This window comes from Herbaspirillum camelliae (assembly GCF_001929405.1).
Lineage (GTDB): Bacteria > Pseudomonadota > Gammaproteobacteria > Burkholderiales > Burkholderiaceae_D > Herbaspirillum > Herbaspirillum seropedicae.
In genome coordinates this window covers 3,521,215-3,542,277 of record NZ_KV880769.1, presented here as the reverse complement: position 1 = coordinate 3,542,277, position 21,063 = coordinate 3,521,215, and the positions used below count along the sequence as shown (strand labels likewise).

Genomic DNA, 21,063 nt, shown 5'->3' with positions numbered 1-21,063 from the left:
ATCCAAGAACCTGAAGCGTCAGCGCAACTGCGGCAGCGACGACGACATTACGGTCTTGGCGAAGCCGGCGCCAAAGGCGACGCCGAATTTCTTGAGCACGCGCTCGGAGAGGTTCTCGGTCTGGGTGTAGTCCACCACGTCCTCGGCCTTGATCTCATCGCGCGCCACGCTGTCCACCGTGCCAAAGCCATCGGCCAGGCCCAGTTCGACCGCCTTGGAGCCGGTCCAGACCAGACCGGAGAAGGTGTCCGGCGTTTCCTTCAGGCGCGCGCCGCGTCCCTGGCGCACCACTTCGATGAACTGCTGGTGGATCTCCTGCAGCATGGACTGCGCATATTCGCGCTGCTTGGGGCTCTGCGGGCTGAAGGGGTCGAGGAAGCTCTTGTTCTCACCGGCTGTGAGCAGTCGGCGCTCCACCCCCAGCTTGTCCATCAGGCCGGTAAAGCCGAAGCCGTCCATGAGCACGCCCACCGAACCGACCAGGCTGGCCTTGTTGACGAAGATCTTGTCAGCCGCCGCGGCGATGTAGTAGCCACCGGAAGCGCAGACCTCTTCGACCACCACGTAGATGGGCTTCTTCGGATATTGCTTGCGCAGGCGGGTGATCTCGTCATTGATCATGCCGGCCTGCACGGGGCTGCCGCCGGGACTATTGATCTTCAGGATCACGCCCACCGAGTCGTTGGCGGCAAAGGCCTTGTCCAGCGCGGGGATCACTACGCCAGCCGAGCCCTGGCCCTCGGAATCGATGGCGCCCTTGATCTCGACCAGGGCCGTATGCGGTCCCAGCGGCTCGTTCTCGATGCGGTTGAAGGTGAAGGCCATCCACACGCCCAGCACCACCACCGCCAGCAGCGCGATGCGGAAGAACACGCCCCAGCGGCGTCGTGCGCGCTGTTCCTTGACGGCGAACAGGGCCAGCTTTTCCAGGACATCGCGCTCCCAGCCGCTCTTCTTGTCATCGCGCACGCTGGCGGGAATGGAAGAAGGAGGTGCAGGCGGCGTGGATTGCTGTTGCGATTCCGGATGTTCAGATTCGTTGTTGCTCATAGGCTCACTCAAGACTGCGCAGCCAGCTGCGCCGGATTTCCCTCGAAGCTCATGCCTCGACGGGCTTGACGACATCGTCCGGGCGCCAGAACACCTGGCCGTCCCGCTCAACCGTCATGATCTTACGCAAATGCGCGCCGGTACAGGGACCGCCCGCGCATTTGCCGGTATCAGGCGCATACACTGCGCCATGTGTTGCACACATGAGATACAGGCCGCTGGACTCGAAGAACTCGCCCTCGGCCCAGTCCAGTTCCACCGGCACATGGGCGCAACGGTTCAGGTAGCCATAGACCACACCGCCATAGCGCACCACGAAGCCGCTGGCCTCATCGCCCCGCACCTGCACCGGAAAGCGCTTGCCCAGGCCGCCCTCGGCCAGCTCGGCCGAGGCGCAGATGAGGATGGCGTCGGAAGCGGTCATGGCTGCACCTTATGCGTGATCGCAGAGCCACTGGTGCAGTTCGCGGATGGAGCGCGCCGAGTACAGCGGCGACAGGGTCTGCAACTGTTGCGGCGGATGCGCGCCGAATTCTACCGCCACCCCGGCCGCGCCGGCATTGATAGCCATCTGCAGGTCGTGCGTGGTGTCGCCGATCATCAGGGTGCGATGCATGTCCTGACCCAGCTCGCGGGTCAGTTCCTGCAGCATGGCCGGATGCGGCTTGGAAAAGGTTTCATCGGCGCAACGGGTGGCGTCGAACATCGACAGCAATCCGGTCGTGTTCATGGCCCGGTTCAGCCCGACCCGGCTCTTGCCGGTGGCCACGGCCAGGAAATAACCCTGCTGCGACAGGTCGGCCAGCATCTCGGGCACGCCCTCGAAGAGGGTGAGGTCCTTGTCCTGGCCCAGGTAATGATGACGATAACGCTCGACGATGCGCGGGTAATACTTCGGGTCCACATCCGGGATGGCGGCCTGCATCGCATCCTGCAAGCCCAGCCCGATCACGTAGGAAGCCGCGCTCTTGTCGGGAATGGGCAGACCCAGGTCGCGCGCCGCCGCCTGGATGCAGCGCACGATGGTGGAGGTGCTGTCCATCAGGGTGCCGTCCCAGTCGAAGACGATCAGGTCGAATTGCTTTCTTGCCATGATTGAGATGCTCTTTGCTTGCCCGCCCGTCGCCAGATCCACATTGGCGAACGGGCATGCGATTCTGTTAATTCCGGGCAGAAAGTATCATATCCCGGCCAACTCCGTGTACTGTCCTTCAGCCCTCCGCGTCAGCCAGCATGCCGTAGGGCAACAGCTCGCCCTCCTCGCCGCCTTCCAGGCTGCGCAGGAAGCTGGCGCATTCCTGCGGCAGGCCGGCCTTGAGGGTGACGGTGTCGCCCGACTCCGGATGCCTGAAGCTGATGCGCCAGGCGTGCAGGAACATGCGCTTGAAGGCGATGCGGCGGCCATCGGCCTTCTGCAGCGCCTTGTTGAGGGCGAAATCGCCATACTTGTCGTCGCCGACGATGGGAAAGCCGCTGGAAGACAGGTGCACCCGGATCTGGTGGGTGCGCCCGGTCTTGAGTTCGGCTTCCAGCAAGGCGAAGTCGCCGAAACGGCGCAACAGCGAAAACACCGTATGCGAAGGCTGGCCATCGGCCTGCACCCGCACGCGGCGCTCACCATCAGGTGTGCTGTACTTGAAGAGCGGCAACTTCACATGCTGGCGGGCATTCTTCCAGTCGCCCTGGACCAGGGTGAAGTAGCGCTTGTCGGTGGTGCCCTCGCGCATCTGGTCGTGCAGGTTGGTCAGGGCCGAGCGCTTCTTGGCGATCAACAGGACGCCGGAAGTGTCGCGGTCCAGCCGGTGCACCAGTTCCAGGAACTTGGCCTGCGGCCGGGCCGCGCGCAACTGCTCGATGACGCCGTAGCTCACCCCGGAACCGCCGTGCACGGCCACGCCGGCCGGCTTGTCGATGACCAGCAGGTGGCTGTCTTCCAGAAGGATACGGAATTCCGCCCCCGGCACCACCGTTTCTTGCTTCTCTGCAACTCGTATTGGCGGCACGCGCACCACGTCGCCTTCGGCCAGCCGATAGGTCTGGTCGATGCGGCCCTTGTTGACGCGCACCTCGCCCGAGCGCAGGACACGGTAGATATGGCTTTTCGGAACGCCTTTGCAGACCCGCAGCAGGAAATTGTCAATCCGCTGGCCCGCCTCTTCGTCGGAAATGGTCAGCAACTGCACCTGAGGGACGCTCTGCGAGGCTGTTGCGTTCCGGGAGGCCGGCGCCGCTTTGGCGCTTTCAGAAGCCCCCCTAGAAAATCTCGCTAAGTCCTTCATTTTGAATATATAATCGTTCGACGCTGAACAAAAAAGCAGCGTCAGTAGAATAAAAAGGAACATTCTACACAAGAGGAGACTTCGTCAGCCTCGCTCATTTGCAAAATAGACGGAGGGGGCCCCGAAAACCACGACGCGCGGCATCGCAGACGCTTCAAAAGCGCTGCAACGGTTGACAATACAGCCGATCATCCGCTTGCCTGGTCCACATAAAGGCCTCGAAACGAGTACGCATCTTCCCTGCGCGAGTCCAGTTTGCACCGCAGTTGCAATCGGATAACGCACTTGGAAGCGGAACAGAATTGTTTGGATCATCAGGATAAAAGTCTGGCAAGACTCGCATCCGGCGTTCCGACCCAGGACAGCAGTGCACAGCCCACCGGCGACCAGCAGCGCAATAGCGGCAGGCTCATCCGCCTTCCCTCTTGCAGCGCATCGCACGGGCCATGCCGCAATCCAGGCCGAGCGTCGCGAAGCTTGCCGGTTGATGCAGTGAAACCCGATCGCCGTCGCCAACCCAATTGATATGTTACGTTTGGCTCCACAGACCAGCTTACCGTCCGCAGTTGCCTGCGCGACCGCCTATGGCGGAGCGCGCGGCGCGGATACGGCGCTGCCCGGCGTTCCGGTCCACCGCATCCGCGCCCCTTTGTGCTGGAGCGCCCGCTAAGGCGCACTCACACAATCAAGGCAATTCCCTCCCCCGATCACTTCGTTCCCGCGTACATCCCCTGTACTTTTGGCCCGCTACCACATACGGACGGGCCATTTGAAGGACCTACGGGTCCCGGAGTGAAAACATGAAACGTATGTTGTTCAACGCAACGCAGCAGGAAGAACTGCGCGTAGCGATCGTTGACGGTCAGAAGCTGATCGACATCGACATCGAAACGACTGGGCGCGAACAGCGCAAGTCCAACATCTACAAGGGCGTCATCACCCGCATCGAGCCCTCGCTGGAAGCCTGCTTCGTCAACTACGGCGAAGAGCGCCACGGCTTCCTTCCTTTCAAGGAAGTGGCCCGTACCTACTTCAAGGAAGGCATCGACGTCCGCAACGCCAGCATCAAGGAAGCGCTGCGCGAAGGTCAGGAAATCATCGTCCAGGTCGAGAAGGAAGAACGTGGCAACAAGGGCGCCGCCCTGACCTCGTTCATCTCCCTGGCCGGCCGCTATCTGGTGCTCATGCCCAACAACCCGCGCGGCGGCGGCGTCTCCCGCCGTGTCGAAGGCGAAGACCGCCAGGAACTGCGCGAGACCATGGACAAGCTGGACCTGCCCAATGGCATGTCCGTCATCGCCCGCACTGCCGGCATCGGCCGCAACGTCGATGAGCTGCAGTGGGACCTGAACTACCTGATGCAACTGTGGCGCGCCATCGAAGGCGCCGGCCAGTCCGCCTCGGGCGCCTTCCTGATCTACCAGGAGTCCTCGCTGGTCATCCGCGCCATCCGCGACTACTTCCAGCCCGATATCGGCGAAATCCTCATCGATACCGACGACATCCACGACCAGGCCCAGCAGTTCATGGCCCACGTGATGCCGGACATGGTCCACCGCGTCAAGCGCTACCGCGACGACGTGCCGCTGTTCTCGCGCTTCCAGATCGAACACCAGATCGAGACCGCCTACTCGCGTACGGTCCCGCTGCCTTCCGGCGGCGCCATCGTGATCGACCACACCGAAGCGCTGGTGTCGGTGGACGTGAACTCGGCGCGCGCCACCCGTGGCAGCGACATCGAGACCACCGCCTTCAACACCAACCTCGAAGCGGCTGATGAAGTGGCCCGCCAGTTGCGCCTGCGCGACCTGGGCGGCCTGATCGTGATCGACTTCATCGACATGGAGAATTCCAAGAACCAGCGCGAAGTGGAAGGCCGTCTCAAGGACGCCCTGCACCACGACCGCGCCCGCGTTCAGATGGGCAAGATCTCGCGCTTTGGCCTGATGGAACTGTCGCGCCAGCGCCTGCGTCCGTCGCTCTCCGAAGGCAGCCACGTGACCTGCCCGCGTTGCAACGGCACCGGCCACATCCGCGATACCGAATCCTCCGCCCTGCAGGTGCTGCGTATCATCCAGGAAGAGGCCATGAAGGAAAATTCGGCCGCCATCCACGTGCAGGCCCCGGTCGATGTGGCCGCCTTCCTGTTGAACGAGAAGCGTGGCGAAATCCTGAAGATCGAGACGCGCCATCGCGTCACGGTCATCATGATCCCCAACAAGCACCTGGAAACCCCGCACTACAAGATGGAACGGATCAAGCACGACGATCCGCGCCTGGACGAGGCCCAAGCCAGCTACACCATGGCCGAGCAGGCCGACACCGACATCGGCTACAGCAAGCGCCAGAAGGAAGAAGTGCGTCCGCGCCAGGAAGCCGTGGTCAAGGGCATCACCCCCGACCAGCCGGCCCCCATCGTCGAGCGCAAGGCCCCGGAACCGGTGGCTGCTCCTGTGCCGCCGCCGACGCTGGCGCCGGAATCGGGCCTGCTGGGCAAGATCTTCAGCTTCTTCCGCAAGAAGCCGGTCGCGCCGGTGGCGGCTCCTGCTCCGGTGGAAGCCAAGGCCCCCGCCAAGCGTGAAGGTGAGCGCAATGGCCGTGGCGGCGATCGCAATGGCCGCAGCCGCAACCGTAACGAGCGTGGCGAACGCGCAGAGCGCAATGGCCGCAACCCGGTTGCTACCGAACTGAAGGCAGGCGAAGCCGCCGAAGGCAAGCAGGTGCGCGCACCGCGTCCTCCGCGCGAACCCAAGGAAGGCCGCGAGCCGCGTGAACCGCGCGAACTCCAGGCCCAGGCCCGTGACGGCCAGGAAGCCAAGGAAGCCCGCCGCAACGAGCCGCGTGAAAACCGTGAGCCTCGCGAAGCCCGTGAGCCGCGTGAAGGCCGCGAAGGCCGTGAACCGCGTGCTCCTCGCGAGCCGCGTGAACCGCGCGCCCCGCGTGGCGAACGCAAGGAAGCCAAGTCCGAGGAAGGCCTGCCGCTGGAAGCCGCCCTGGCTGCCGGCACTGCCGGTGTGGCCGTGGCCGCTGGTGCAGCCGTCATCGCCAGCGATGAGGCCGCCACGCAAGTGGACGCCGCGCAGATCGAAGCTGGCGAAGCTGTCGAAGGCGCTGAAACCGCCGAAGGCGCAAGCGAGCCGCGTCGCCGCCGCCGTCGCGGCGGTCGCAACCGTCATCGCCGTGAACGCGACGAGAACGGCAACCTGATCGACAACGCCGAAGCTGGCGACGGCGCTGAAGGTGATGGCGCTGAAGCCGCAGAAGGTGCTGAGGCTGTCACCCCGGCCTTCGTGCCCGTGGCGGATGCCGCTGCAGCCTCGGCGCAGGCTGCCGTGGCCCAGGCCTCCTTTGCCGCATCGCCGGTACCGGCCGCAGAGAATGCCCCTGTTGCAGAGAGCGCAGCAAAGGTAGAAAGCGGCGTCAACTCGGTGGAAGCCGTGGCCGCTGCAGCTGCCGAAGCTACCGAAGCCGTCTTCTCGCACCAGCCCGCCATCGAGCCGGTCGCGCCGTCCATCGACGCCAGCTTCGCGCCAGCGCCGGTACAAGCGCCAGTGCAGGCTCCGGCAGCTTCGGAAGCACCTGTGGAAGTAGTCCCTGCGGTGGCTGCCGAACCTGTTGCAGCGCCCGCTCCGGTGGTGCAGCAGCAGATCAGCCTGCTGGACGCTGTGGAAGCAGCGCCGGTGGTTGCCTCCGCGCCTGCTGCACCAGCAGCGCCTGCCGCGCCAGCCCCGCAAGCAGCCCCTGCCCCGGTGCAAACCGCCGGCAATGGCGCCCAGTGGGACTCGCTGCAGCAGATGCTGTCGCAGGCCGGTCTGACCCTGGCCACCACCGATCCGGTCAAGCTGCGTGCAGCTCAGGAAGCCGCAGCGGCCTTCGAGCCGGCGCCGCGCGCGCCACGCGAGCGCAAGCCGTTGCCGCCGCAGTCGACCGAGCCGCTGGTGCAGGTGGAAACGCGTCGTTGATCGACCAGGCAAGCGCCTGATGGTCCAGAAAAAAGGGAGCTTCGGCTCCCTTTTTCGTTGTCAGCCTCATAGGCGGCGCGTCTTGCCATCGGCAATCCAGCCCCTATTTGGTGACAGTTGACCGAAGACCCGCGCGATACAGTGCAAGCCCTCTTTCCGCGCCCATTCTGCCTGGGCCGCGCCGGTGCTGGGGTTGCGCAGCACTGATCGGTTAGACGCCGGGAAATATGCATGATCATGCATCTACGCCGGATCGCCAGCCGTGCTATCGTTACACACCTGTTACCGCCAGCCAGCATGAACCAGCGCGTCATTCCCATCGTCGATTACCGGCAAGCCTTCCCCGCCAACGAGGCAGGACGGCTTGCGCCGATGGCAGTGCAACCCACCGGCTGGCTCAGCGACAGCCTGGGCCGCCCGCTGCATGACCTGCGCATCTCGGTCACCGACCGCTGCAATTTCCGTTGCGTCTATTGCATGCCCAAGGATGTGTTCGACAAGCAGTACCAGTTCCTGCCGCATTCGGATCTGCTGACCTTCGAGGAACTGACCCGCGTAGCGGCCCAGTTCGTCGCCCATGGCGTGCGCAAGATCCGCCTGACCGGCGGCGAACCCCTGCTGCGCAAGAACATCGAGACCCTGATCGGCATGCTGGCCGCCCTGCGCACGCCTGAGGGCGAGCCTGTCGATCTCACCCTGACCACCAACGGCACCCTGTTGAAGCAAAAGGCCCAGGCACTCAAGGACGCCGGACTCAAGCGCGTGACGGTATCGCTGGATTCGCTCGATGACGAGAGCTTCCGCCGCATGAACGACGTCGATTTCCCGGTGGCGCGCGTGCTGGAGGGCATCGCCGCCGCCCACGCCGCCGGCCTGGGTCCGGTGAAGATCAACATGGTGGTCAAGAAAGGCGTCAACGACGACCAGATCCTGCCCATGGCGCGCTATTTCAAGGGCACGCCGGCCATCCTGCGCTTCATCGAATACATGGACGTGGGTTCCTCCAACGGCTGGCGCATGGATGAGGTCTTGCCCTCGGCCGAGGTGGTGCGACTGATCGCCGCCGAGATGCCACTGGAAGTGGCCGATCCCAACTACACCGGTGAAACCGCCGAGCGCTGGCGCTATGCCGATGGCAGCGGCGAGATCGGCGTCATCTCCAGCGTCACCCAGGCCTTCTGCCAGGATTGCTCGCGCGCCCGCCTGTCCACCGAGGGGAAGGTCTACACCTGCCTCTTCGCCAGCGAGGGCCACGACTTGCGCAGCATCGTGCGCAGCGGCGGCAGCGATGCCGAGATCGCCGGAGCCATCGCGGCACTGTGGGGCCAGCGTGGCGATCGTTATTCCGAATTGCGCAGCGCCCTGCGGGAAGCACCGCTGCGCAAGGTCGAGATGTCCTATATCGGCGGCTGAGCCGGGGCCGATCATGCGCTCCGCCGCCACCACCAACCCCATCTTCTCCGCCAGCCACATCACCGGCCTGGTCTTGGCCGGCGGCCGTGGCACGCGCATGGGCGGCGTCGACAAAGGCCTGCAGTTGCTGCATGGCAAACCGCTGGTGCAGCATGTGCTGGAAAGGCTGGCGCCCCAGGTCGGCCCGCTGGCCATCAACGCCAACCGTTCCCAGCTGGACTATGCCCGCTTCGGCTATCCGGTCTGGCATGACCTGGAGGAAGGCTTCCCCGGCCCGCTGGCCGGCCTGCACAGCGGGCTGGTCCATTGCACCACCGATTTCCTGGCCAGTACCCCCTGCGACTCACCGCTGATTCCCTACGACATGGTGGCCCGGCTGGCCACTGCGCTGGCCGAGGCCGGCGCCGACGCTGCGGTGGCGCTTACCGATGGCGCGCATGGCCGGCAGCGCCATCCTGTCTGCTCCCTGCTGCGCCGCTCCACGCAAGCCTCGCTGCAAGCCTTCCTGGCCGCCGGCGAGCGCAAGATGGACCACTGGTTCGCTACACTGGCCTGCGTGGAAGTCGAGTTTCCCGACGAGCGTGCCTTCTGCAACATCAATACCGGGCTGGAACTGCAACGGCTCGAAGAAGAACAATGACCCCTCCTTCCCTGAACGATATCGTCAGCTGCATCAGCGGCTATGACCCGCACGCCATGACCGTGGAGCGCGCCCAGGCGGTGATCCGCGAGTTCATCCACCCCATCGAGGCGGTCGAAAAACTGCCTATCCGCAGCGCCCTCTCGCGCGTGCTGGCGCAAGACATCGTCTCGCGCATCGATGTCCCCGCGCATGACAACTCGGCCATGGATGGCTATGCGCTGCGCGGCGAAGACCTGGCCGAGGGCCGCGAACTGCGCCTGCAGATCATCGGCGAAGTCCGTGCCGGGGACCGCTTCACGGGCCAGGTCGGGCCTGGTCAGTGCGTGCGCATCATGACCGGTGCGCCCATGCCCGCAGGTTGCGACACGGTCATCCCGCAGGAATTGACGGTGGATGCAGACCAGAGCGCGGTCACCGTGCCACCCGGTCGCGTGCGTGCCGGTGACAACCGCCGTCTGCGTGGCGAAGACCTGGCGTTAGGCAACGTGGCGCTGCCGCGCGGGCGCATACTGCGGCCTTCCGACATCGGCCTGCTGGCCTCGCTGGGCCTGGCCGAGGTGCCGGTGCAGCGCCGCCTGCGCGTGGCCTTCTTCTCTACCGGCGACGAATTGCGTTCAGTGGGCGAGCCGCTCGATGAGGGCTGCGTCTACGACTCCAACCGCTACACCCTGCACGGCATGCTCACGCGCCTGGGCTGCGATGTGCTCGACATGGGCGTAGTGCCGGACGATCCGGTAGCGCTGGAAGCGGCTTTCCGCAGCGCCTGTGAAGAGGCCGATGCGGTCATCACTTCGGGGGGCGTGTCGGTCGGAGTGGCCGACTATACCAAGCAGATCATGGCCAGCCTGGGCGAGATGGCCTTCTGGAAGATCGCCATGCGTCCGGGCCGTCCGCTGGCCTTTGGCCGCATCCGTTCGCGCGGGCGGGAGGCCTACCTGTTCGGCCTGCCGGGCAATCCGGTGGCGGTGACGGTGAGCTTTTCCTTCTTCGTGCGCGACGCCCTGCTACGCCTGGCCGGGGCCGAAACCAAACCCTTGCCACGCCTGCGCGTGAAGACCGCCACGGCGATCCGCAAGAAGGCCGGGCGCACCGAGTACCAGCGCGGCATCCTGGCGCCTGATGACAGTGGAAACTGGAGTGTGCGCCTGACCGGCATGCAAGGCTCGGGCATCCTGCGCTCCATGTCAGATGCCAATTGCATCATCGAACTGGAGCATGATCGCGGCGATGTGGCTGCGGGTGAAGAAGTGGCGGTGGTCTTGTTCGACGGACTGGTGTGAATCAGTTCAGCCAGATCGACGCACCTCTCCCACCCCGTTCTCCCTGAGTAGACGCATCGCGTCGTATCGAAGGGCGCACCACCGGTAGCGCGCCTTCGATACGCTGCTTGCGCAGCTACTCAGTCCGAACGGGAGGTTCAGAACGCCAGCAAATCAAGGACGGACGGGTTCAATTTTCCGTGCTGCGATTGCATCGCGCTCACACTGCCTCGTCCGACTCGCCCAGGTCTGGTTCCGCCGCGCCCAGCAGCTTCTGCGCAGCGTCTGCCGGCAAGGCTTCCACCGACTTGAGCTTGCGGGTCATCTGGCGGGTCCGGGTCTCGGCCTGGTCGATGTTGCGGGCGGCGCGTTCCAGGGCGGTCTTGGTGGAGGCCAACACTTCACCGAACTTGCCGAACTCGGTCTTGACTGCGCCCAGCACCTGCCACACTTCCGAAGAACGCTTTTCCAGCGCCAGGGTGCGGAAACCCATCTGCAAGCTGTTGAGCAGCGCCGACAAGGTAGAGGGTCCGGCAATGGTGACCCGGCAGCTGCGCTGCAGATCATCGGACAGGCCAGGCCTGCGCATCACCTCGGCATACAGGCCTTCGGTGGGCAGGAAGAGGATGGCGAAATCGGTCGTCAGTGGCGGCGACAGGTATTTCTCGGCAATCGTCCTGGCCTCGGTGCGCACGGCGCGCTCGAGCTCCTTGCCGGCGGCGGCCACACCATCGGCGTCGGCGCGCTCGGCGGCCTCGACCAGGCGTTCGTACTGTTCCTTGGGGAATTTGGCATCGATCGGCATCCACACCGGCTCGCCCGCTTCCTTCCCGCCCGGCAGGCGGATGGCGAATTCGACCCGCTCGCCGCTACCGCGCACGGTCTCGACGTTCTTGCCGTACTGCTCGGGAGTGAGCATCTGCTCCAGCAGGATTTCCAGCTGGACTTCGCCCCAGGTGCCACGAGTCTTCACATTGGTCAGCACGCGCTTGAGATCGCCCACGCCGGTGGCCAGTTGCTGCATCTCGCCCAGTCCCTGGTGGACCTTGTCCAGGCGGTCCGACACCAGCTTGAAGGATTCGCCCAGACGTTGCTCCAGCGTGGCGTGCAGCTTCTCATCGACGGTCTTGCGCATCTCGTCGAGCTTTTGCGCGTTGTCGGTCTGCAGGTCCTTGATCTTGGCTTCCAGCGTGGCCCGCACTTCGCCCATGCGCTGGGCGTTGGACTCGGTCAGGGCCGACAGTTGCTGGTTCAGGGTATCGCCAAAGCGCTTGAGCGAGACCGCCTGCTCCTCGCGGCTGACCTGGGCCTGCAGCGTGATGGACTGACGCATGCTGTCCAGCTGCTGGGCATTGGTCTCGTTGAGCTTGACCAGTTGCTGGGCAAAGCCATCGATCTGCTGGTTCTGCAGGCTGGCCACGCTGGCCATCTGGGTCGCCAGCGTCTGTTGCAGCTGCGCGAAGCTGGCGCCCAGCTCCTGGCGCGTGCTCTGGGCGCTGGCCTGGACCTGGCTGCGCAGCTCGCGCTCGATGCGCTCGCCGATATCCTGCTGGTGGCGCTGGAGCACCTGCTGCATGTGCTCCAGCATCTCTTCGACCTCGGCGCTGGCCTCCTCGCGCTGGCCCGAACGCAGCAGCACCAGCACCTGCAGCACGATGCCGGCCACCACCAGGCCGGCCAGGATCATCTCGAATGGGTTCATGGGGAGCTTACTCGGGCTTGTTGCGCATCCAGTCAGCGGTCTGGTAGAGCGCTGCCAGCAGGCGTTTCATCAGGTCTTCCGGCAGGCCCACGTCCTGCATGGCCCAGGTCATGCAGCGCAGCCACTGGTCGCGCTCCGAAATGCCGATGGGGAAAGGCAGGTGGCGCGCCCGCAGGCGCGGATGGCCGAACTTCTCCATGTACAGGCTGGGACCGCCGGTCCAGCCGGAGAGGAACATGTAGGTCTTCTCGCGCGAACCCTCCAGCGAGGGCGGATGCAGGGCGCGGATGCCGGCGAACTCCGGCTCCAGGTCCATCAGGTCATAGAAACGGTCGACCATCTCGCGCAGTTTTTCCGCGCCGCCGATGAGTTCGAAGGTGGTGGGTTGGTTGGGGTCTTCGATTTGCATAAGAGCGTCATGATACCGCAGCCGGCCAGCCCACGGCGGGCCGCCCGGCGGCGATATGCAGGCGATTTGACCTGGCGCGCATCAGGCCTCGCGCAGCGTCTGCAAGGGCGGACGGCGCAGCACATGGCGCAACCCGGCCCAGCCACCCAGCGCCGAGCAGGCTGCACCCAGGCCCATGCCGGCCAGCCATACCAGCGGGCTGAAGCTCCAGTCGAAATTGAAGACATAGTGCACCAGCGCCCAGCCAATAGCAGCCGCCCCGCTGGCCGCCAGCAACCCCGCCAAGGCACCCACCAGCAGCACCTCGATGCGCTGGGCGCGCGCCAACTCCACGCGGGTGGCGCCCAGCGCGCGCAACAGTCCGGCCTCGCGCACCCGCTCGTCCTGCGAGCCTGCCAGCGCCGCATACAGCACCAGCACGCCGGAGCAGAGCGTGAAGAGGAACAGGAATTCCACCGCCGAGATCACCTGCCCCACCACGTCCTGGATCTGGCGCAGCACGCTGCCGATATCGACCACGGTGAGGTTGGGATAGTCACGCGTGAGGGTGTTGCCCAGCGCTTCCTGCTGCGGGTTCAGATGGACGGCGGTGATCCAGCTTTGCGGCGTGTCGCGCATCAGCGTGGGATTGAGGATGACAAAGAAATTCACCCGCAACGAGCCCCATTCCAGCTTGCGCAGGCTGGTCACAGGAGCTTCCACCAGTTGCCCGGCGATGTCGAATTGCAGGCGGTCACCCAGCTTGATCCCCAGCGTCTGAGCCAGGCCGCGTTCCACCGAGGCTTCCGGCTGGCTGTCGTCGTACCAGCGACCCGCCACGATGCCATTGCCAGGGGGGATCTCGCGCAGGGTCGAGAGATTGAACTCACGGTCCACCAGGCGCTTGGCGCGATCCTCGGCATAGTCGGCGGCGCTGATGGCGCGCCCGTTGATCTGCACCAGCCGGCCACGGATCATCGGATACAGCGCAACATCACCCACCCCGCCCTGGCGCAGCAACTGTTCCACCGCCTGGCGCTGGTCGGGCTGGATGTTGATGATGAAGCGGTTGGGAGCATCGGCGGGAGTGGCCTCACGCCAAGCACCCACCAGATCGCCGCGAATGACCGTCAGCAACAGCAGCGCCATGAGGCCCAATCCCAGCGCCACCACCTGCATCACGGCAGCAGCAGGACGGCGTTGCAGGCCGTCGATGGCAAAGCGCCAGCTCTGGCGATCCACCAGGCCGCGCAGCGAACGCAGTCCCCGCAGGCACAGCCACGCCACCAGCGCAAACAGGCCAAAGCCGCCGAGGAAACCGGCGATGGTCAGCAGGCCCAGCTTCAGGTCACCCGCCTGCCACAGCAGCAAGCCGGAGAACACCAGGGTACCCAGCCCGTAAGTCGCCACCGTCAAGGGTTGCGGTGCGAGCTGATCGCGGCGGATCACGCGGTTGTGCGGCACGTTGCGCAATTGCAGGATGGGTGGCAAGGCAAACCCCAGCAGCAGCAACAGGCCGGCCGCCACGCCCTGCACGGCCGGCTGCCAGCCGGCAGGCGGCAAGGCGGTCGGCATGAAATTGCCCAGCCATTGCAGCAGCGCGAAATGGGCGGCATAGCCGATGAGCATGCCCAGCACGCTGGCGGCCAGGCCGACCAGCAGGAATTCACCCAGGTACAGCCGCGTCACCTGCGCCTGCGTGAGGCCAAAACAGCGCAGCATGGCGCAGGCGTCCAGGTGGCGCAGCATGAAGCGGCGCGCCGCCATCGCCACGGCCAGCGCGGCCAGCATGGCCGACAGCAGGCCCACCAGGGAGAGGAACTGCTCGGCGCGGTCCAGCGTGGCGCGCATCTCGGGGCGGCCGTTTTCCAGCGATTCCAGGCGCACGCCGCGCAGCTTGTCGGCCTCGATCTGCCGCTCCACCTCTTGCTGGAATTGCTTGACGACTGGCGCCGGCCCGGCGAGAAGCAAGCGATAGGTCACGCGCGAGCCGACCTGCACCAGATGGGTGGCGGCCAGGTCGGCCTCGCCCAGCATCACGCGGGGGGCGAAGTTGACGAAGGCGCTGCCGCGATCAGGCTCCACGGCGATGACCGCCGCGATCTTCAGGGGCAGGTCACCGATCTTGAGGGTATCGCCCACCCGCACATCCAGTTGCGAGAGGATTTGCGGATCTACCCAGACCGTGCCTGGCTGGGGGATGCCCTCAGCCGGACGGTCAGCACCCGACGCCGTTTGCAACCTGAGCTGGCCGCGCAGCGGATAGCCCGCCGTGACCGCCTTGATGGACGCGAGCACCGCACGCGCCGCATCGCCCTCCCCGGCCTGGGCCATGCTCGGGAAGACCTGGGTCTGCGCCTGCTGCAGGCCCTGCGCGGCGGCACGCTGCATCCATTGCGGCGGCAAGGGCTGGTCTGCCGCCACCAGCAGGTCGGCGCCCAGCAACTGGTGGGCGTCGCGGGTCATGCCCGCGCGCATGCGGTCCACGAAGAAACCGACCGAAGACAGCGAGGCCACTGCCACGATCAACGCGATCAGCAGGAAACGGAGTTCACCTGTGCGCCAGTCGCGCCAGGTCATGCGCAGTGCTTGTAGGAACATGCGGAAAAGAGAGGTAATGGGATGAAAAAGGCGGCCTGTGCCTCAGCAAGGCCGCTTCAGAGTGTCCAAGGATGCCTAAGAATGCTTTAGCGCCACCACAGCGCCGCCAACCCCACCGCCAGCAGCACGCAGAAGGCCGTCTGCATGCGCAGGCGGCGGCGCATGCCATCGACGGTGGCCACCAGCTGTGCATTCTGCTCGGCCAGGGTGTTGATGAGCTGGGTGGCTTCCAACTGCTCGGCCTCGAGCTGGCCGATACGCTGGGCCAGCCGTTCGGCATCGGTGGCGGCGGGCGCGACCTGCGGGGCCTGGGCCGCCGTATTGGCCTTGCGGGTGCGCGACCACAGTTCGCGCGCGCCCTTGACGATGCCCGGCGTGGCCTGGACCACATCGCCCCAGGGAATCAACTTGATGGCAGACAACCAGCTCAATCCCATCGCTACCTCTCCTTTTTCGGCTCATGCCGGATACGGCTTGTTGCAAATGACCGAGAACCTCAGCCTTGCGCGTTCTTCTAAGACACGCAAAACGTGATTTTATCCCGACGAAGCACGGTACGCGGTCCCGCTGCGGCTTCGTCCTCGCCCATGGAGTCCCCAAAGATGAAAGCTCTCTTGCGTTCCCTGTCCCTGCTGGGCGCATTGCTGGTCCTGGGCAGTCAGGCCGCCCAGGCCGCCGACTGCACCAAGGCCGCCACCCAGGCCGAGATGAATGCCTGCGCCTCGCAGACCCTGACCCAGAGCGACGCCGACCTCAACGCCACCTACATGGCCTACCGCGACAAGCTCGACCGCGCCCGCCAGAACGAGTTGCGCGAAGTACAACTGGCCTGGCTGAAATACCGTGACCTGTCCTGCCGCTTCGAAAGCGCCGCCAGCGCCGGCGGCTCGGTCGCCGCCACGGTGCGCCAGACCTGCCTGGCCGAGAAGACGCGCCAGCGCACCGATGAGCTCAAGGCCCTGGCCGGTTGCCAGGAGGGGGACGTGGCCTGCGTACGCTAGTCAGTGGCAAACTTTCATGCTGTAATGCGCTCGTCTGAATTAACAGACACCGCATCCACCAGCCCCTGGGAGAATCCAATGAAAAAACTGCTCTTCGCCATGACCACTTTCGCACTGGCCGCACCGCTGCTGGTGGCTTCCCCCGCCATGGCGGAAAACGCCCAGCAGAACAAGATGAAGCAGTGTAATGCCGACGCCACCGCCTCTGGCAAGAAAGGTGACGAACGCAAGGCCTTCATGTCGTCCTGTCTGAAGAAGGACGCGCCCAAACCGGCCACCCAACAGGACAAGATGAAGCAGTGCAATGCCGACGCCGCCGGCAAGAAAGGCGACGAACGCAAGGCCTTCATGTCGTCCTGCCTGAAGAAGGACAAGTAATCCCCCTTCCGGCCACTGGCAATAAAAAACCCGCAAGTCACTGGCTTGCGGGTTTTTATTGGGTGGCGAGTTCAGTGCTGCGTGCGCTTGAAGAAGAACAATCCCGCCCCCACCAGCATGAGCACGCCGCCGAAGAAGCGGTTCTGCGCTCGGATCGCCTTCTGGCTGCGGAAGAAGCGCTGCAGGCGGCTGGCCGCAAAGGCATAGCCGTGCATCACCACCAGGTCCACCGCTACCATGGTCACCGCCAGCACCAGCAATTGCAGCCACAGCGGGCGGTCGTGGTCGATGAACTGCGGCAGCACCGCCACCATGAAGACAATACCCTTGGGATTGGTGGCATTGGTGAGAAAACCGGTCATGCAACGCTGCCACCAGGTCTGGCGAGCATGGGCGCGCGCCGAGGCATTGGCCGCGTCCAGCGCTTCGCCCTGTTCTTCGCTGGGCACGCGCGCACGCCATTGCGAGAAGCCCAGATAGATCAGATAGAGCGCCCCCGCCACCTTGATGACATTGAAGGCCGTCTCCGAGGCCACCAGCAGCGAACCCACGCCCGCACCCGCGATGATGAGGATCACCACCAGCGCGATCTCCAGCCCGAGGATGGTGGCGCTGGTGCGGCGCACACCGTAGTTCAGGCCATGGCTCATCGACAGCACCGCGCCCGAACCGGGGGAGATGGCGATGACGCAGGCAGCGGCGAAGAAGGCAAACCAGGTTTGATAATCCATGGGAATCTCGATGGGCAGACAGGAAAGCCCACCATTATAGAGAAGCAGCCCGCGCACTGCTGGGCCCGTCACACATCGGGCAAATCGGGCCGCGCCGACGCCAGCAACGAATGCTTACAAATCCACGATGAATTGAAACACTTTGACGTCGTCCTTCCCGTCGCCGGGTCGTTATAGGAAGCAAGGCGCAACGAAACGATGTAGCGATTACGCAAAATCAAGCGCCGAGCGTAATAACCACTTTCAAAAGGAAATTGCCATGAAAACCAAATCCGTCATCGTCGCTTCCCTGCTGACCGCGCTGGCCCTGCCGGTGTTTGCCCAGAGCGGCGCCACCGCCCCTGCCGCCGCCGCGCCGGCTGCGACCACGGCCGCTCCGGCCAAGGCGGAAGCAGGCAAGACCGAAGCGACACCCAAGGCCAAGTCCGAACATCACGCCAAGCACAAGAAGTCCGAGAAGAAGTCGGAAGCCAAGGCTGAAGGCAAGACCGAGAAGAAGGCAGAAAAGAAGGAAGCCGCAGGCGCTGACGCCAAGCCGGCCGCCGACACTGCCAAGACCAAGTAAGACCGGCACCACGCCGTACTACTGATTCATCAGATTCATTCGGTTCATTACTGACACCGTCACAGACATTACCGACATTACCGACATCCGTCTTCGAAAGGACACCATCATGAAAACCAAGACCATCATCGTTGCTTCCCTGCTGTCGGCCCTGACCCTGCCCGTGTTCGCCCAGACTGGCGCCGCTGCTCCCGCCACCCCTGCTGCTCCGGCTGCGACCGCCGCCGCACCGGCCAAGGCAGAAGCCGCCAAGAGCGAGACTGCACCCAAGGCCAAGCATCACGCCAAGCACAAGAAGGCCGAAAAGAAGGGCGAAGCCAAGGCTGAAAAGAAGGAAGCCGCTGGCACCGAAGCCAAGCCGGCCGCTGACGGCGCCAAGAAGTAAGCGCTGGCACTGAGCAAGACCGGGCGTGTGCAACGCCCACCCATGTCAGGGATGACAGGGATATCGCCCCCGCACCATCAGGTCCGGGGGCGATATTTTTTATATCATTTACATTATTTGACTGATTCAGTCCGGCTGCCAGCGCAGGCTGATGCGCTCTCCGCAAGCCGCAAACTGCCCGCAATCCATGCCAATCCCCGCCGCAAAGAGTAAGGACTCGCCCGCCCAGACCAGCGGCAGATAGGGACGCTCCCAGGCCGGCACGTCCGCGCTCTGGTATTGCTGCTTGAGACTGCGCGCCGGACGGTTGGTCGCCAGCCTGATGCGCTCCCCGCCGCTGCGTCCGCACGCCAGCAGAGACTGTCCCTGCAGCCAGGCGGGATCGAAACCTGGGCGGACGTCATCGGCGCCGATACGGTCGAAGTGCAGCGTCCCGTACCACGCCGGCAAGCGCCATTGCGCCTGGCCGTCCCACCGCAGCGTGGCCACGGCGCCCTCCTCGGGCGGCATACGGCGCGGCGCAAGGAAAACGCGCTCGCGATAGCGATGTACTTCACCATCAGGATGGGAGACGCACAATTGCGCCTCCACATCGGCTTGCAGCAATTGATGGCGCATTTCCTGCATCCACGCTGCCGAAGGCATGCGCATGCCGCGCAGGCCGAACCAGTGGCGCATCAGGTTCAGGAAACGCTGTTCGCTGAGCTCGCGCAAGGGCGGCATGCGTAGGTGCTCATCCTCACGGCAGTGCGCCAGGTCCTGCTCGGCCACTTCGCGCAGCAGTTCCTGCGCGCCCTGCGCGTGGCCTGCGGCGCGCGCCAGCCGCTGCTGATAGCCGGGGAAGACCTGGCCCAGCGCCGGCATGACCTGATGGCGCAAGGCGTTGCGGGTATAGCGCGGATCGCTGTTGGACTCGTCCTCGACCCACTTCAGCGACATCGCATCGGCCACCACCTCCAGCTGCGCCCGGGTCACGCCCAGAAAAGGCCGCGCCATCAGCAATCGATCGTCGCCCAGCAAGGCCGGGGCGGTATTGCAACGGTCCATGCCGGACAGGCCGGCCAGGCCGCTGCCGCGCAGCAGTTGCAACAGCACCGTCTCGGCCTGGTCATCCAGGTGATGGGCCATCAGCAGCACCCGCGCACCCTGCTGGCGGCACAGGCGGCCCAGCGCCGCATAGCGGGCCAGCCGCGCCGCTTCTTCGACGCCGCTGTCGGCCACCCCTTCCAGCTGCACACGCTCGGACTGCAAGACCAGCCCCAGTTGCGCGCAACAGGCCTGGGCATGGGCCAGCCAGGCATCGGCATGGGGACTGAGGCCATGATGCACATGCAGCGGCGCCAGCCTGCTAGTGCCGCCATTCTCACGCGCCCATTGCGCCGCTACCCACAGCAGCACGGTGGAATCGAGCCCGCCGCTGTAGGCCACGGCCAGCGTGTCGTGGGCGGCGTCAAAGCCGCTGGCGGACAGGCAGTCCTGCAGCGCCTGCTGCAAGAGGACAAGGGTGGTTTCGTGAGCGTGACGAGGATGAGCGGACATGGAAAAAATCAAAGCCGGAAAAGACAAACGCCAGCGAAGCAATCGCTGGCGCCTGGGCGGACAAAGCAAGCAGGGAGGATTATTCCGCCGAATTCAATTCCTTGAACTTGCCATAGGCCATCAGCTTTTCGTGACGCGCGGCCAGCAGGTCCTTGGTCTTCATGCCCTGGAACTGGCGCAGCGAATCCGACAGTGCGCGCTTGAGCAGGCCGGCCATCTGCTTGGGATCACGATGGGCCCCGCCCAGCGGTTCGTTGACGATCTTGTCGATCAGGCCGATGGCCTTCAAGCGATGGGCGGTCAGGCCCAAGGCTTCGGCCGCGTCGGCGGCGCGGTCGGCGGTCTTCCACAGGATGGAAGCACAGCCTTCCGGCGAGATCACCGAGTAGGTGGCGTATTGCAGCATCAGCACCGAGTCGCCCACGGCGATGGCCAGCGCGCCGCCGGAACCGCCTTCACCGATGATGGTGGCGATCAGCGGCACCTTCAGTTCGGCCATCACGTACAGGTTGTGGCCGATGGCTTCGGACTGGCCGCGCTCTTCGGCGTCGATGCCGGGGAATGCGCCCGGGGTATCGACAAAGGTAAAGATAGGCAAACCGAACTTCTCTGCCACCTTCATCAGGCGCATGGCCTTGCGATAGCCTTCCGGCTTGGGCATACCGAAGTTGCGCATGGCGCGTTCCTTGGTGTCGCGCCCCTTCTGGTGGCCGATCACCATGCAGGCCTGGCCGTTGAAGCGGGCCAGACCGCCGACGATGGACTGGTCGTCGGCAAAGGTGCGGTCGCCGTGCAGTTCGTGGAAGTCGGTGAAGATCTCGCGCACGTAGTCCATGGTGTACGGACGTTGCGGATGGCGGGCGATCTGGGAGACCTGCCAAGGGGTGAGCTTGGCGTAGATGTCCTTGGTCAGTTGCTGGCTTTTCTTGACCAGGCGTTCGATCTCTTCGGAGATGTCAACGGCCGAGTCGTCCTGTACGAAACGCAACTCTTCGATCTTGGCGTCCAGCTCGGCGATGGCCTGCTCGAAGCCCAGAAAAGTCGTTGTCGATTTAGTCATTGTGTTCCTTTTCAACAAGTCCGATCATGCGGCGAGGATCGGTGAAAATGCCGGCCCGGTGCGGGTTGCGGCGCGATGATCCCGGATGTATCGGTTTGCCTTCAATT

At 64.7% G+C, this 21,063-nt stretch carries 19 protein-coding genes; 8 read left to right on the top strand and 11 right to left on the bottom strand.

Going from position 1 to position 21,063, the window contains the following annotated elements; genetic code table 11:
• Nucleotides 1–18: 18 nt before the first annotated feature.
• From BGK68_RS15740 to BGK68_RS15725, 4 genes are all read right to left on the bottom strand, one after another.
• Nucleotides 19–1,050: a S49 family peptidase gene (locus BGK68_RS15740; RefSeq protein WP_075257871.1), complete on the bottom strand. Its 1,032-nt coding sequence runs from the start codon at nucleotides 1,048–1,050 to the stop codon at nucleotides 19–21.
• A gap of 49 nt (nucleotides 1,051–1,099) precedes the next feature.
• The gene (locus BGK68_RS15735; protein ID WP_075257870.1) at nucleotides 1,100–1,474 is read right to left on the bottom strand and encodes a Rieske (2Fe-2S) protein; all 375 of its coding nucleotides are present in this window, start codon (nucleotides 1,472–1,474) and stop codon (nucleotides 1,100–1,102) included.
• 9 nt (nucleotides 1,475–1,483) lie between these two features.
• Nucleotides 1,484–2,143: an HAD-IIIA family hydrolase gene (locus BGK68_RS15730; RefSeq protein ID WP_075257869.1), complete on the bottom strand. Its 660-nt coding sequence runs from the start codon at nucleotides 2,141–2,143 to the stop codon at nucleotides 1,484–1,486.
• Between the two features lie 118 nt (nucleotides 2,144–2,261).
• Nucleotides 2,262–3,329 carry an RluA family pseudouridine synthase gene (locus tag BGK68_RS15725; RefSeq protein ID WP_075257868.1) on the bottom strand — a complete coding sequence of 356 codons (1,068 nt, stop codon included), beginning with the start codon at nucleotides 3,327–3,329 and terminating at the stop codon, nucleotides 2,262–2,264.
• Nucleotides 3,330–4,129: 800 nt separating this feature from the next.
• Between BGK68_RS15725 and BGK68_RS15720 the strand changes: the two genes are divergently transcribed.
• From BGK68_RS15720 to moeA, 4 genes are all read left to right on the top strand, one after another.
• The gene (locus tag BGK68_RS15720) at nucleotides 4,130–7,291 is read left to right on the top strand and encodes an Rne/Rng family ribonuclease (RefSeq protein ID WP_075257867.1); all 3,162 of its coding nucleotides are present in this window, start codon (nucleotides 4,130–4,132) and stop codon (nucleotides 7,289–7,291) included.
• Nucleotides 7,292–7,588: 297 nt separating this feature from the next.
• Nucleotides 7,589–8,704, top strand: a complete 1,116-nt coding sequence (moaA, locus tag BGK68_RS15715) for a GTP 3',8-cyclase MoaA (protein ID WP_075257866.1) — start codon at nucleotides 7,589–7,591, stop codon at nucleotides 8,702–8,704.
• 13 nt (nucleotides 8,705–8,717) lie between these two features.
• The gene (mobA, locus tag BGK68_RS15710) at nucleotides 8,718–9,344 is read left to right on the top strand and encodes a molybdenum cofactor guanylyltransferase MobA (RefSeq protein WP_075257865.1); all 627 of its coding nucleotides are present in this window, start codon (nucleotides 8,718–8,720) and stop codon (nucleotides 9,342–9,344) included.
• Nucleotides 9,341–10,627 (top strand): molybdopterin molybdotransferase MoeA, encoded by a 1,287-nt coding sequence (moeA, locus tag BGK68_RS15705; protein ID WP_075257864.1) that lies wholly within the window; start codon nucleotides 9,341–9,343, stop codon nucleotides 10,625–10,627. Before mobA ends, moeA begins: the two co-directional genes overlap by 4 nt.
• A 199-nt stretch (nucleotides 10,628–10,826) precedes the next feature.
• On the opposite strand, the gene rmuC is transcribed toward moeA, so the two are convergent.
• From rmuC to BGK68_RS15685, 4 genes are all read right to left on the bottom strand, one after another.
• Nucleotides 10,827–12,308: a DNA recombination protein RmuC gene (gene rmuC / locus BGK68_RS15700; RefSeq protein WP_233149318.1), complete on the bottom strand. Its 1,482-nt coding sequence runs from the start codon at nucleotides 12,306–12,308 to the stop codon at nucleotides 10,827–10,829.
• Nucleotides 12,309–12,315: 7 nt separating this feature from the next.
• The gene (locus BGK68_RS15695) at nucleotides 12,316–12,717 is read right to left on the bottom strand and encodes a group II truncated hemoglobin (RefSeq protein WP_013233882.1); all 402 of its coding nucleotides are present in this window, start codon (nucleotides 12,715–12,717) and stop codon (nucleotides 12,316–12,318) included.
• Nucleotides 12,718–12,798: 81 nt separating this feature from the next.
• Nucleotides 12,799–15,297: an ABC transporter permease gene (locus BGK68_RS15690; protein ID WP_075257862.1), complete on the bottom strand. Its 2,499-nt coding sequence runs from the start codon at nucleotides 15,295–15,297 to the stop codon at nucleotides 12,799–12,801.
• Between the two features lie 86 nt (nucleotides 15,298–15,383).
• Entirely contained in the window at nucleotides 15,384–15,734 is a 351-nt protein-coding gene (locus BGK68_RS15685; protein WP_069373732.1) for a hypothetical protein, read from the bottom strand.
• A 165-nt stretch (nucleotides 15,735–15,899) separates the two neighbouring features.
• Between BGK68_RS15685 and BGK68_RS15680 the strand changes: the two genes are divergently transcribed.
• Together BGK68_RS15680 and BGK68_RS15675 are read left to right on the top strand one after the other, a co-directional pair.
• A complete protein-coding gene (locus BGK68_RS15680) occupies nucleotides 15,900–16,298 on the top strand; it encodes a lysozyme inhibitor LprI family protein (RefSeq protein ID WP_013233880.1) in 399 nt (132 codons plus the stop codon).
• A gap of 78 nt (nucleotides 16,299–16,376) precedes the next feature.
• Nucleotides 16,377–16,676 carry a PsiF family protein gene (locus BGK68_RS15675; protein WP_013233879.1) on the top strand — a complete coding sequence of 100 codons (300 nt, stop codon included), beginning with the start codon at nucleotides 16,377–16,379 and terminating at the stop codon, nucleotides 16,674–16,676.
• A 71-nt stretch (nucleotides 16,677–16,747) separates the two neighbouring features.
• Here the strand turns inward: BGK68_RS15675 and BGK68_RS15670 are convergent, their stop codons facing one another.
• Nucleotides 16,748–17,407 carry a LysE family transporter gene (locus BGK68_RS15670; protein ID WP_013233878.1) on the bottom strand — a complete coding sequence of 220 codons (660 nt, stop codon included), beginning with the start codon at nucleotides 17,405–17,407 and terminating at the stop codon, nucleotides 16,748–16,750.
• A 259-nt stretch (nucleotides 17,408–17,666) separates the two neighbouring features.
• Here BGK68_RS15670 and BGK68_RS15665 point away from each other — a divergent pair, with 259 nt between their 5' ends.
• Together BGK68_RS15665 and BGK68_RS15660 are read left to right on the top strand one after the other, a co-directional pair.
• A complete protein-coding gene (locus BGK68_RS15665; protein WP_013233877.1) occupies nucleotides 17,667–17,972 on the top strand; it encodes a hypothetical protein in 306 nt (101 codons plus the stop codon).
• A gap of 109 nt (nucleotides 17,973–18,081) precedes the next feature.
• The gene (locus tag BGK68_RS15660; protein WP_075257861.1) at nucleotides 18,082–18,357 is read left to right on the top strand and encodes a hypothetical protein; all 276 of its coding nucleotides are present in this window, start codon (nucleotides 18,082–18,084) and stop codon (nucleotides 18,355–18,357) included.
• Between the two features lie 126 nt (nucleotides 18,358–18,483).
• On the opposite strand, the gene tilS is transcribed toward BGK68_RS15660, so the two are convergent.
• Together tilS and BGK68_RS15650 are read right to left on the bottom strand one after the other, a co-directional pair.
• Nucleotides 18,484–19,896: a tRNA lysidine(34) synthetase TilS gene (gene tilS / locus BGK68_RS15655; protein ID WP_075257860.1), complete on the bottom strand. Its 1,413-nt coding sequence runs from the start codon at nucleotides 19,894–19,896 to the stop codon at nucleotides 18,484–18,486.
• Between the two features lie 79 nt (nucleotides 19,897–19,975).
• A complete protein-coding gene (locus BGK68_RS15650; RefSeq protein WP_013233874.1) occupies nucleotides 19,976–20,956 on the bottom strand; it encodes an acetyl-CoA carboxylase carboxyltransferase subunit alpha in 981 nt (326 codons plus the stop codon).
• Between the last annotated feature and the right edge of the window lie 107 nt (nucleotides 20,957–21,063).